Source organism: Xanthomarina spongicola (assembly GCF_003148645.1).
GTDB lineage: Bacteria > Bacteroidota > Bacteroidia > Flavobacteriales > Flavobacteriaceae > Xanthomarina > Xanthomarina spongicola.
The window spans coordinates 1-12,842 of record NZ_QGGP01000006.1 but is presented as its reverse complement, the minus strand read 5'-3'; the positions used below and the strand labels follow the sequence as shown (position 1 = coordinate 12,842).

The following is a 12,842-nucleotide window of genomic DNA, read 5'->3' as shown; positions in this document are numbered from 1 at the left end:
ACATGAAAAATGCGTTTCCTCTTTTTGCCTTTATATTCTTATTTTCATTCACAATAAAAGGACAAGAACTACTTACTGAAAAAAATAATTTCACACATCAAGATACTTTAAGAGGAACCATTACTCCAGAACGTGAATGGTGGGATTTAACTTACTATCACTTAGATGTTAAAATTGCTCCTGAAACAAAGTCTATTTCTGGAAAAAACACCATTCAATATACAGTATTAAAGCCTTATTCTGTAATGCAAGTTGACTTGCAAGAACCCTTAATTATAACCAAAGTGGTTCAAAATGGTGAAGAATTACAAGTTAGACATGATGGAAATGCCCATTTTATCACTTTAATTGCAGAACAAGAAAAAGGAAGTATCCAATCTGTTGATGTGTATTACGAAGGGAAACCAAAAGAAGCTATACGTGCTCCTTGGGATGGTGGTTTTTCGTGGAAAGAAGATAAAAATGGCATTCCATTTATTGCAACTTCTTGTCAAGGTTTAGGAGCTAGTGTTTGGTGGCCAAATAAAGACCATATGTACGACGAGGTTGACAGTATGCTAATTAGTGTCAATGTACCTAAGAATCTAACAAATGTGTCTAATGGGAGATTAAGAAGTATTGAAAAACAAAGTGACAATACTGTTACTTCCCATTGGTTTGTAAGCAACCCAATTAATAATTATGGTGTGAATGTAAATATTGGAGATTATGTGCATTTTTCGGAAGTCTACGAAGGTGAAAATGGTCCTTTAGATATGGATTATTATGTACTAAGAGACAATCTTGTTAGGGCAAAAAATCACTTTAAAGATGCACCAAGAATGATGAAAGCTTTTGAGCATTGGTTTGGACCTTACCCGTTTTACGAAGATGGTTTTAAATTAGTTGAAGTACCTTATTTAGGCATGGAACACCAAAGTTCTGTAACTTATGGCAACCAATATAAAAATGGTTATTTAGGAAATGATTTATCAGGAACAGGATGGGGTTTAAAATTCGATTTCATTATTATTCACGAATCTGGACATGAGTGGTTTGCTAATAACATTACCTATAAAGACATTGCAGACATGTGGATTCATGAAAGTTTTACAAACTACTCTGAAAATTTATTTGTAGAATATTATTACGGGAAAGAAGCTGGTGCAGAATATGTTATTGGCACACGTAAAGGCATTAGAAACGACAGACCAATAATTGGATATTACAACGTTAACAAAGAAGGTTCTGGAGATATGTATATTAAAGGTGGAAACATGTTACACACCTTAAGACAGCTTATTGAAGACGATGAAAAGTGGCGACAAATTTTACGTGGATTAAATAAAACTTTTTATCATCAAACGGTTACAACACAGCAAATTGAAGATTATATAAGTCAACAATCAGGAATTGATTTAACCGAATTTTTCAATCAATATCTGAGAGATACTCGAGTTCCAACATTAGAATATTCCATAGAAAACAATGAATTAAAATATAGGTGGATAAACATTGTTGAGAAATTCGACATGCCAATTCAAGTAACCATTGATGAAAAAGAACAATGGATTTTTCCAAATGCTGAATGGAAAACCATGGCTATTGAAGGAGAAGATATTGTAGTAGATCCAGATTTTTATGTTGATACATTAAAACTTTAGTAGTTTGTCTATTCCTGAAATTTATTTTAAAACTGATACAGAATGGCGCAATTGGTTGCAACAAAACCATAAAACAACAAGTGGCATTTACCTAATTTTTTATAAAGTAGACCATGAAAAAGACAGTATGCGTTGGGAAGAAGCTGTTAGAGTAGCTCTCTGTTTTGGCTGGATAGATTCTACAGTTAAAAGTTTAGGAAATGGAAAAAGACGTCAATATTTTACTCCTAGAAACCCGAAAAGTGTTTGGAGTGCATTAAACAAAAAATACATTAAAGAGCTTATTATTTTAAACTTAATGCATGAAAGTGGATTAGAAAAAATAAAAATAGCAAAACAAAATGGCTCTTGGACTGCTTTAGATGATGTGGAAAAAGGTATTATTCCTCTAGAATTACAAAAAGCATTTAATAGAACACCTAAAGCTTTTACAAATTTTCAAAATTTTGCACCTTCGTATAGAAAAAGCTATCTGTATTGGTTAAATCAAGCTAAGAGAGAAACTACTAGACAAAAACGTATTGTAGAAATAATAAAATTATGCGAAGCAAATATTAAAAGTAGAGGTAATTGGTAATTTATTCTACGCGATTTAAGCCTTCTAAATCTTCTAATTTAATTTGTTTTCCTGAAGTGGAAATTAAACCTTCTTTTTTAAACTGAGATAAAACTCTTATGGCAGATTCTGTAGCTGTACCAACTACGCTTGCGTAATCTTCTCTAGAAAGTACTATATTTAAAATACCTTCTTCATTAACACCAAAGTTTTTATGTATGTATAATAGAGCTTCAGCTAAACGTTGTTTTACAGATTTCTGAGCCATGTTTACAATAATATTGTCCGATTCTTTTAAATCGTGAGCCATTTGTTTAAGTACATCCATAGAAAAATCTGAATTACTTTTTAAACTTCCCATAATTTCAGATTTTGGAATAAAACAAACTTCCATATCGTTTAAAGCAACTGCACTTAAGTTAACTGCTTCTTCTCCTATTATAGATCGTTGACCTAATAAATCTCCTTTTACAACCAATTTTACAATTTGGTCTTTACCATTAGCACTTAATTTAGAAAGCTTACAGATACCATCTCTAACACAGTAAACACCATTTAGAGTTTCTCCTTCTTCAAAAATGGTTTCCCCTTTTTTGATAATTCTTGAAGTTTTGCAACCAGCTATTCTAATCAAATCATCTTTAGTTAAAGATTTTAAAGAATTAAATTGTCTGATAATACATTGTTCGCACTTACTCATACCTGTTTTGAATATTTTGTAAAATTAATCAAAACATGACAATTATCATATCAAAATTCTTACTATCTTTTAACCTTTGCAAAAGGTATAAATGAGCAAATAATATTATGGAACATACTTTGTGTTTCCACTGTGGCGATTCTTGTAATAATCAAGCTATTATCTTTCAAGAGAAATCATTCTGCTGTAATGGCTGTAAAACTGTATATGAAATTTTCTCTGAAAACGACCTAACATGTTATTACGATTTACAAGCTTCACCTGGAGCAATTCCAAAAGAAATTCAAGGCAAATACGACTTCCTAGATCAGCAAAACATTATCGATAAATTAATTGAATTTAACGATAACTATATTCAAATTGTAACGCTTTACATTCCTCATATACATTGTAGTTCGTGTATCTGGATACTAGAGAATCTCAATAAATTAAACCCAAACATATCCTCTTCTCAAGTTAACTTTGGAAAGAAAAATGTACGCATTACCTATTCCACTAAAAATAGTTCGTTAAAAGAAGTTGTTTTATTGTTAAGCTCTATTGGATATGAACCTTACATAAGTTTAGACGATTATAAGACTGGAAAAGAACAGATAAACAGATCTTTAATTTACAAATTAGGAATTGCAGGTTTTGCTTTTGGGAATGTGATGTTTTTATCGTTTCCAGAGTATTTTGAAGTTGGCGAATTCTGGTTAGAACAATACAAACATTTGTTTCGTTGGCTCATGTTTGCTTTTTCACTTCCTGTGGTTTTTTATTCAGCTCAAGATTATTTTACTTCTGCATATAAAGGACTTCGTTCAAATTTATTGAATATAGATGTTCCTATTGCATTAGGAGTCGCTGTGTTGTTTATTAGAAGTACAGCTGAAATTATTTTCGATTTAGGGTCTGGCTTTTTTGACAGCTTAACTGGATTAGTATTCTTTTTATTATTAGGTCGCTTTTTTCAGCAGAAAACCTATGCCTTTCTATCTTTTGAAAGAGACTACAAATCTTATTTCCCAATTGCTGTTACTAAAGTTTCTCCTGATGGAAAAGAAACTCCAATTCAGGTTTACGATATTAAAAAAGGAGATAGACTACTTATACGAAATGAAGAATTAATTCCTGTAGATGGTATTTTAATAAGTGGCAAGGCTTCTATAGATTATAGTTTTGTTACAGGCGAATCTGAAACTGTTTCGAAAACATCTGGAGATAAACTTTTTGCTGGAGGTAAGCAAACATCTGGAGTTATAGAAATGGATGTTCTAAAAACAGTTGAACAAAGTTATTTAACACAACTTTGGAGTAACGATGTGTTTAGTAAAAACAAAGAAGATGGCTTTACAACATTAACTAATTCTATAAGTAAAAAATTTACTTTTGCAGTATTAAGTATTGCATTTATAGCCACAGCATATTGGTTGTATTTTGATGCTTCTAAAGCCATGAATGTCTTTACAGCAGTACTTATTATTGCTTGTCCTTGTGCCATTGCACTTTCGGCACCATTCACATTTGGAAATTTATTACGAATATTTGGAAAGCTTAAGTTTTATGTAAAAAATGCTTCGGTAGTTGAACAATTAGCAGAAATAAATACCATTATTTTCGATAAAACAGGCACCATTACAACTAATAAAAGAAGTACAGCAACATATGAAGGTGAAGCATTATCTAATTCAGAAGAAATACTTTTAAAAAATACGCTTCGTGGCTCAAATCATCCATTAAGTAGAATTCTTTATAATATCTTAGACGAGCACAACATTATTACATTAAATCATTTTGAAGAGCATTTGGGTAAAGGCATTGAAGCATCCCATAACAACAATCAAATTAAAATTGGTTCAGCTAGTTTTGTTGGAAACACTTCAGACACAAAAGTGTTAAACACAACAGTCCATATTAGCACAAATAATAATTATAAAGGAAAATACACATTTTACAACAATTATAGAAAAGGTATTTCTAAACTCTTTAATACACTAAAAAAAGATTATGATTTAGTAATTTTGTCTGGAGATAATGAAGGAGAGCTAGAAAATCTAAAAAAATTATTACCTTCGAAGACTAAGCTCATATTTAATCAAAAACCAGACGATAAATTGGAGTATATTAAATATCATCAAACCGAAGGAGCCAAAGTATTGATGGTTGGCGATGGCCTTAATGATGCTGGAGCTTTAGCACAAAGCAATGTAGGGATTTCAATTTCCGAAAATGTTAATGTTTTCTCTCCTGCTTGCGATGCCATTTTAGATGCTTCAAAATTTAATAAATTAAATAAATACATTAAAGCATCTAAAAGTGCTATAAAAATAATTAAGTGGAGTTTTGTTTTATCATTTATTTATAATATTATAGGACTCTATTTTGCAGTTACTGGACAATTAGCACCTGTAATTGCTGCCATATTAATGCCTTTAAGTTCTATTAGCATTGTAGTATTTACTACTATTGCTACAAACTTATTAGGCAGAAAATTAGAATGATTACAAATAGGTAAACATGACAATAATCATGTTTTTTAAACAGTCTCGAATGTAATTTTGAGCTATAACTTCAAATAGGTATGAGTGTTATATACATCTTATTAAGTATCAGTATTATAGTCGCTGTTCTGTTTTTTATTGCATTTATTGTTGCAGTAAGAAGTGGACAGTTTGATGATAGTTATACTCCTTCAGTAAGAATGCTTTTTGATGATGAACTTGTAAAAGAACAAACTAAAACAACAAATAAAAAACCAAAAAAGACTAATTAAACTATTATGGAAGTACAGCAGTTTTATTACGATAACAAGATCGTTAAAAATTTCCTTTATGCTACGATGCTTTGGGGAGTTGTAGGAATGTTGGTAGGTCTACTACTAGCATTTATGTTTTTATTCCCAAATCTAACCGATGGTATTTCATGGTTAAGTTTTGGTCGTTTAAGACCATTACATACTAATGCAGTTATTTTCGCCTTTGTAGGAAATGCTATTTTCGCAGGTGTTTACTACTCTACTCAGCGATTATTAAAAGCTAGGATGTTTAACGACACTTTAAGTAAAATAAATTTCTGGGGTTGGCAATTAATAATTGTTGGAGCTGCAATTACGCTTCCTTTAGGTTATACAACATCTAAAGAATATGCCGAATTAGAATGGCCTTTCGATATTGCAATTGCAATTGTTTGGGTGGTTTTTGGTGCTAATTTAATTGGTACCATGATTAAAAGAAGACAGCGACATCTATATGTTGCTATTTGGTTTTACATTGCAACGTTTGTAACAGTAGCAGTACTACATATATTTAACAGTTTAGAGCTTCCAGTAAGTGGTTTAAAAAGTTATTCGGTTTATGCAGGTGTTCAAGATGCTCTAGTACAATGGTGGTATGGACATAATGCTGTAGCATTTTTCCTAACCACTCCTTTCTTAGGTTTAATGTATTATTTTGTTCCAAAAGCAGCGAACAGACCTGTGTATTCATATAGACTTTCTATAATACACTTCTGGTCTTTAATATTCATATACATTTGGGCTGGACCTCACCATTTATTATATACAGCTTTACCAGAATGGGCTCAAAACCTTGGAGTTGCATTCTCTGTTATGTTATTAATGCCATCTTGGGGAGGAATGATAAACGGACTATTAACCCTTCGTGGTGCTTGGGATAAAGTACGTACAGATCCAGTTTTAAAATTCATGGTAGTAGCTATTACTGGTTATGGTATGGCAACTTTTGAAGGACCAATGTTATCACTTAAAAATGTAAATGCTATTGGTCACTTTACAGATTGGATTATTGCACACGTTCACGTTGGCGCTTTAGCTTGGAATGGGTTCTTAACCTTTGGAATGATTTACTTCTTAATACCAAAACTATTTAAGACTAAATTACATTCTTTAGCATTAGCCAACTTTCATTTCTGGATTGGAACTTTAGGTATTATTATGTATGCGTTACCACTATATGTTGCAGGTTTTACACAAGCAAGTATGTGGAAACAATTTAATCCAGATGGTACTTTAGTTTATGGAAACTTTTTAGAAACTGTTTCTGAAATTATGCCAATGTACTGGATGCGTGCTATTGGTGGAACTTTATTCTTAACAGGAATGTTAATCATGGTTTACAATGTAATTGTAACTATAAGAAAAGGAAGTGTTGTAACAGACGAATTAGCTGAAGCTGCTGCATTACAAAATGTATCTAAAAGACGTGTTGCAGGTGAAGGATGGCATACTTGGATAGAACGTAAGCCAATAAAACTTACTATATACGCTACACTAGCAATTTTAGTTGGAGGTATTGTTCAAATTGTACCTACCATTATGGTGAAATCTAATATTCCAACAATATCTAGTGTAAAACCTTATACTCCGTTAGAACTTGAAGGTAGAGATATTTATATTCGTGAAGGTTGTGTTGGATGTCACTCGCAAATGATACGTCCATTTAGAAGTGAAGTAGAGCGTTATGGAGAGTACTCTAAAGCAGGAGAATATGTTTATGATCATCCATTTCTTTGGGGAAGTAAACGTACTGGACCAGATTTACATCGTATAGGTGGAAAATATTCAGACAATTGGCATTTAAATCACATGTACGATCCACAAAGTACGTCTTCTGGTTCTATCATGCCAGCCTATCAATGGTTAGTTAGAGACGAACTCGACAAATCTAATACAGAAACTAAAATGGAAGTCATGGTAAAACTTGGTGTTCCATATACTGAAGAAGATATAGCAAATGCACAACAACATATGTTAGATCAAGGGACTCAAATTGAGAAAAACCTTTATTCAGATCCAGATTTTGCTGAAACTTATGAAGCAGACAAGCAGTCTGGAGGAGAAGACTTTGTTGAAATGCGTAATCGCGAAATTGTAGCTTTAATTGCTTATTTACAAAGATTAGGTACAGATATTAAAGCTAAAGATGTAGAAGTTTCATCAACTCAAAACTAACAAGTCATGCTAAAATTTGTAAAAAATCATATGGAAAGTATTGCAGGAATAGAGATATTCCCAATCATTTCCTTACTAATATTTTTCATTTTCTTTGTAGTGCTTTTTTGGTGGGTTTTTACTGCTAAAAAAGACTATATTAATGAAGTAAGTAACATACCATTAGATAACCAAAAAGACCAAACATTATGAGAAATTTAATCCCTTCATGGGTAAGAGTACCAGTTGTATTCTTTATCATTTTCGGACTAGTAGAATACTTTGCCAATTCTGGTAGACAACCTGCATTTATAGAGTATCCCATGGTACTATTATTTTTGGTTTTTGTACTTTTTCTATTAATTGCCATTGAAGCCATAGTAAATGCATTAGAAAATATTTTATACCAAAGTTTAGATGAAAAAGGTAAAGCAAGATTTGATGCAAAAGAAACTAAAACTCCAAAGTTTATTACTTGGATTAAATCTTTATATGAAAAATCCTTAGGTCAAAAACCTATTAAAGAAGAACATGAAATTATATTAGACCATAACTATGATGGTATTCGTGAGCTTGATAACGATTTACCACCTTGGTGGTTATATGCTTTTTATGCATCTATAGTTTTTGCTGTTGTTTATTTAGTGAGATTCGAAGTGTTTAATGGTGAAAACCAATACGATGAATTAGAAACAGAATATGCTGAAGCAAAAATTGCAATAGAAGAATACAAAAAAACGGCTAAAGATTTAGTAGATTTTAACACTGTAGAGTTATTAACTAGTGCATCAGATTTAAGTAATGGTAAAGCTATTTATGAAGCCAACTGCGTTGCTTGCCATATGGCAGATGGTGGAGGTGGTATTGGACCAAACTTAACAGACGAATATTGGATTCTTGGTGGTGACATTAAAGGTATTTTTAAAACAGTTTCAGAAGGAGGTAGAAATGGTAAAGGGATGATTGCCTGGAAGCAAAGTTTAAAACCTTCAGAAATTGCACAAGTATCAAGTTATCTTTTACAATTTAAAGGCACCACACCTGCTAAACCAAAAGAAGCAGAAGGTGAGATTTGGAAAGAATAAAATTTAAGATTTTAAAAACTAGATTCAAGAATTAAGACCATATCTTCCAACCAAATGTCTTAATTCTTGAATCTATAATTTAGTATTATGGAAATTCCAGAAAATGAGTCGTTTAGAGACTCGATAGGCACTATTAATGAGGAAGGTAAACGTGCTTGGATCTACCCAAAAAAACCTAGTGGTAAACTCTATGAATACCGAAAAATAGTTAGCTATTTCTTATTAGCTTTCTTTATAGCTTCACCATTTATTAAAATTAATGGCAATCAATTTCTAATGTTTAATATATTAGAAAGACGTTTTAATATATTCGGATTTCCTTTTTGGCCTCAAGATTTTCATCTGTTTGTAGTTTCCATGATAATTGGTGTTATTTTTATTGCACTTTTTACTGTTGGGTTTGGGCGTATATTCTGTGGTTGGATTTGTCCTCAAACCATATTTATGGAAATGGTTTTTCGTAGAATAGAATATTGGATAGATGGAGACAGAAACAAACAACGAAAACTAGATAGACAACATTGGAATGCAGAAAAAATCAAGAAACGTAGCTTAAAGTGGTTTATATTTCTGCTTATTTCATTTATAATTGCTAATGTCTTTTTAGCATACTTGATAGGTAGCGATAAACTTATTCAATATATTAAAGATGGTCCATTAGAACATACTGGAACTCTATTTCCTCTACTAATATTTACTGCTGTATTCTATTTTGTTTTTGCTTGGTTTAGAGAACAAGTTTGCATAATTGCATGTCCTTATGGAAGACTGCAAGGAGTTCTTCTAGATAACAAATCGATTATTGTTGCCTACGACCATAAGAGAGGAGAAGGCGAAAGTGGTAGAAAGAAATTTAGAAAAAATGAAGATAGAGAAGCTCTAGGTCATGGAGATTGTATTGATTGTTTACAATGTGTACATGTATGTCCTACAGGAATTGATATTAGAAATGGTACACAATTAGAATGTGTTAACTGTACAGCTTGTATTGATGAGTGTGACCATATTATGGAAAGTATTAACCTTCCAAAAGGTTTAATTAGATATGCCAGTGAGGACGAAATTGAAAAGAAAGAAAAGTTCCGTATTACTCCAAGAATGAAAGGCTATATTGCTGTTCTTGTTATATTAACTGGTGTTCTTTTTGGTATGTTATTATTAAGAAATGATGTTGAAGCTACTGTTTTAAGGCTGCCTGGACAACTTTACGAACATAAAGAAGGAGATATTATTAGTAATGTATTTACTTATAAATTAATAAATAAAACTAGTAGAGAAATTGAAGATGTTAGTTTTAAACTTAGAAAATATAAAGGAGAAGTAAAACTGGTATCTAATTCAAATACATTTAAAGTTCCAATGCAAGGTTTAGCTGAAGGCACACTATTTATCGAAATTGATAAAAAAGAACTTGAAGGAGATAAAAACAAATTGATGCTTGAAGTTTATAGTGGAGACGAATTAATTGAAACCACTACAGTTAACTTTTTAGCACCAAGAAGTTATCATTAAAATAAAGTTTAATTAAAAAGATTCCCACTTTCGTGGGAAATGAATATGAAAATAAATTGGGGAACAGGAATTGTTATTGCTTTTATATGCTTTATTAGCTTTATTATGTATTTTATTATTAAAATGAATACAGATAGCAAGTACGATCATGATTTGGTTATTGAGGAATACTATCAAGCAGAATTAGGGTTTCAAGATGAGATAGACAAAGAAGAAAATTCTAATAAATTAACAGAAAACATTAGTTGGAAAAAGACTGAAGATGGCTTAATAATCACTTTTCCTGAAAATTTAGACTCTCAAGATATTACTGGAAAGGTATCTTTATACAGAACATCCAATAAAAAATTAGATTTCGATATGCCAATTTCAATTTCCAACAACCAAATGCTTATTCCAAACAATAAATTGTTAGATGGCAGATGGAATTTGAAAGTAGATTGGCAATATAAAGAAACATCCTATTTATATAAAAAAGAGATTATGTATTAAATTAATGTCTTCTCGAGCGCAGTCGAGAGGTCATTTAAATATTTAATTAAAAAATAGGTCTCGACTGCGCTCGACCTGACATACAAATATATAATTTCTAAAACATGCTTTGGTCTGCACTTTTATTAGGTCTTCTTGGTAGTTTTCATTGTGTTGGCATGTGTGGTCCTATAGCCTTTATGTTACCTGTAGACAGAACACATTCTTTTAAAAAAATCATACAAATTTTTACGTATCACTTTGGGAGACTACTGGCTTATAGCTTGATTGGACTTGTATTTGGGTTGGTTGGTAAAAGCTTATATATTTTTGGAATCCAACAGCAACTATCTATTGTAATTGGTGTTATTATGATTTTAATTGTATTAATTCCAACAAAGACTTTTAATAAATATAATTTCTCGAAACCTATATATAAGCTTATCTCTAAAGTAAAATCTGCATTAGGTCAAGCTTTAAAAAAGAAAACTGCAGATACCTTTTTAACTATTGGCTTTTTAAACGGCTTTTTGCCATGTGGATTAGTATATATGGCAGTATTTGGCTCTTTAGCTACAGCAAGTGCTATACAAGGTGGTTTATATATGTTTCTATTTGGTTTAGGAACCATTCCGTTAATGACAACAGCTATTTACTTAGGTAAATTTTTAAATGCAACTATCAAGCAACGCATACAAAAAGCTATTCCTGTTTTTGTTGTTATTATAGGATTACTATTTATTATTCGTGGATTGGGATTAGGAATTCCTTACCTCTCTCCTGCTCCAGTTGTTGAAATGGTTGAAGGCGACATGGATTGCGAATAAGAATAATACTAATTGTGTTGGTAAAACAAGTTTTGTTCTTGCTAAAATGAAGCTTGATTTTAATTCAGTTCTTTGTTGTGTACAGTTATTTGTATTCATAGATAAAATCATTAATTAAATGATCATTTTTACCAAAATATTTTTTCCGTTCTAAAGTTCCATTTTCATTATAAAAGTATAGAGTATAGTTCATCACAACATTATTTTTCCTAGAAATTCTTTCAATTTTTTTTAGTCCGAAGTCGTTGTATTCGTATTGTGTTACTGTATAACTACCAGATTTTTTTATTAGCTTATTATCTTTACTATATTCATATGTAATCTCACTCCTATATTTTGGTTTTGTTTCCGAAATTAAAAGGCCATTTTTGTAATGACTTATTTTATATAAAGTTGATTCTGTGTTATAATGTTCAATAGTTTTTAACTGCCCAAATTGATTGTATTTGTAATTTTTCTTACCATTGTATTTATCGATTATATATTTTAATTTGCCTTTTCTTTTGTATTCCTTTTCTACAATAAATTTAGTTTTTTTTAATTCAGGATTATATTTCAAAAGGATAATACTGTCAAGGTTTTGGTAATTATCATAGTGAAATTTTGTAAGCCCAAAATTTGATTTATGAATATAAATTTTTGAATTACCATCTTCTCTTTTGTCGCAAATTTTTCCTTTCGAAATAGTCGTAAATGACATATTATTATTTCTGACAATGTCTTTCTTGTAAAATCCACTTTTATACTCCGTTAAAATTGTCAAAAGTACCGGATCTTTTTTTTTGTTACTTATCGACCATTTATATCTTATTGATTTTACAACAGATGTGTCAATTTGAACTTGCGAAAAACTCGAAGTATAAACAGATATTATAATGATTTGCAGGATTTTTTTCATCATTGCCACTAACGGTTTTGTATATGATACGTTGCGTGGTTTAGCACGTAATTTAGCAAATAAAAACCGAATAGAAAATCCGCGAGGATTTTCGTAAGTAGGCTCTCACTAGCAATGGATTATATACGTCTTAAGTTTGTAATTCACTAAATTTAAGTAATAATCAGAAAGAACAAAAGAGAGAATTAAGGTTACTATACACGGTGAAGCATTTAGACTT

12 protein-coding genes are annotated in these 12,842 nt (G+C 31.1%); 10 read left to right on the top strand and 2 right to left on the bottom strand.

All coding sequences use genetic code 11. The annotated features are described in order from the left end of the window. The first annotated feature begins 2 nt into the window (after positions 1 to 2). Positions 3 to 1,643 carry a M1 family metallopeptidase gene (locus LX78_RS11250; protein WP_109682765.1) on the top strand — a complete coding sequence of 547 codons (1,641 nt, stop codon included), beginning with the start codon at positions 3 to 5 and terminating at the stop codon, positions 1,641 to 1,643. A 4-nt stretch (positions 1,644 to 1,647) separates the two neighbouring features. Further along, positions 1,648 to 2,220: a YdeI/OmpD-associated family protein gene (locus LX78_RS11245; RefSeq protein WP_109682764.1), complete on the top strand. Its 573-nt coding sequence runs from the start codon at positions 1,648 to 1,650 to the stop codon at positions 2,218 to 2,220. Position 2,221: 1 nt separating this feature from the next. Here LX78_RS11245 and LX78_RS11240 read toward each other — a convergent pair whose 3' ends face one another. After that, positions 2,222 to 2,899 carry a Crp/Fnr family transcriptional regulator gene (locus LX78_RS11240; RefSeq protein ID WP_109682763.1) on the bottom strand — a complete coding sequence of 226 codons (678 nt, stop codon included), beginning with the start codon at positions 2,897 to 2,899 and terminating at the stop codon, positions 2,222 to 2,224. Positions 2,900 to 3,006: 107 nt separating this feature from the next. Between LX78_RS11240 and LX78_RS11235 the strand changes: the two genes are divergently transcribed. The 8 genes from LX78_RS11235 to LX78_RS11200 all read left to right on the top strand — a co-directional run bounded on the left by LX78_RS11235 (position 3,007) and on the right by LX78_RS11200 (position 11,724). After that, the gene (locus tag LX78_RS11235; RefSeq protein ID WP_109682762.1) at positions 3,007 to 5,382 is read left to right on the top strand and encodes a heavy metal translocating P-type ATPase; all 2,376 of its coding nucleotides are present in this window, start codon (positions 3,007 to 3,009) and stop codon (positions 5,380 to 5,382) included. An 80-nt stretch (positions 5,383 to 5,462) separates the two neighbouring features. Beyond that, complete coding sequence (ccoS, locus tag LX78_RS11230) at positions 5,463 to 5,654, top strand: cbb3-type cytochrome oxidase assembly protein CcoS (protein WP_109682761.1); 192 nt, start codon at positions 5,463 to 5,465, stop codon at positions 5,652 to 5,654. A gap of 6 nt (positions 5,655 to 5,660) precedes the next feature. Beyond that, a complete protein-coding gene (gene ccoN / locus LX78_RS11225; RefSeq protein ID WP_109682760.1) occupies positions 5,661 to 7,850 on the top strand; it encodes a cytochrome-c oxidase, cbb3-type subunit I in 2,190 nt (729 codons plus the stop codon). A 6-nt stretch (positions 7,851 to 7,856) separates the two neighbouring features. Then, the gene (locus tag LX78_RS11220; RefSeq protein WP_109682759.1) at positions 7,857 to 8,042 is read left to right on the top strand and encodes a CcoQ/FixQ family Cbb3-type cytochrome c oxidase assembly chaperone; all 186 of its coding nucleotides are present in this window, start codon (positions 7,857 to 7,859) and stop codon (positions 8,040 to 8,042) included. Beyond that, complete coding sequence (locus LX78_RS11215; RefSeq protein WP_109682758.1) at positions 8,039 to 8,914, top strand: cbb3-type cytochrome c oxidase N-terminal domain-containing protein; 876 nt, start codon at positions 8,039 to 8,041, stop codon at positions 8,912 to 8,914. Before LX78_RS11220 ends, LX78_RS11215 begins: the two co-directional genes overlap by 4 nt. Positions 8,915 to 9,001: 87 nt before the next feature. Next, positions 9,002 to 10,426, top strand: coding sequence for a cytochrome c oxidase accessory protein CcoG (gene ccoG / locus LX78_RS11210; protein ID WP_109682757.1), 1,425 nt, complete (start codon positions 9,002 to 9,004; stop codon positions 10,424 to 10,426). Between the two features lie 45 nt (positions 10,427 to 10,471). Then, positions 10,472 to 10,918, top strand: a complete 447-nt coding sequence (locus LX78_RS11205; protein WP_109682920.1) for a FixH family protein — start codon at positions 10,472 to 10,474, stop codon at positions 10,916 to 10,918. Between the two features lie 104 nt (positions 10,919 to 11,022). Then, positions 11,023 to 11,724, top strand: a complete 702-nt coding sequence (locus tag LX78_RS11200; protein WP_109682756.1) for a sulfite exporter TauE/SafE family protein — start codon at positions 11,023 to 11,025, stop codon at positions 11,722 to 11,724. Between the two features lie 85 nt (positions 11,725 to 11,809). Here LX78_RS11200 and LX78_RS11195 read toward each other — a convergent pair whose 3' ends face one another. Next, positions 11,810 to 12,625, bottom strand: coding sequence for a hypothetical protein (locus LX78_RS11195; RefSeq protein ID WP_109682755.1), 816 nt, complete (start codon positions 12,623 to 12,625; stop codon positions 11,810 to 11,812). Positions 12,626 to 12,842 lie beyond the last annotated feature (217 nt).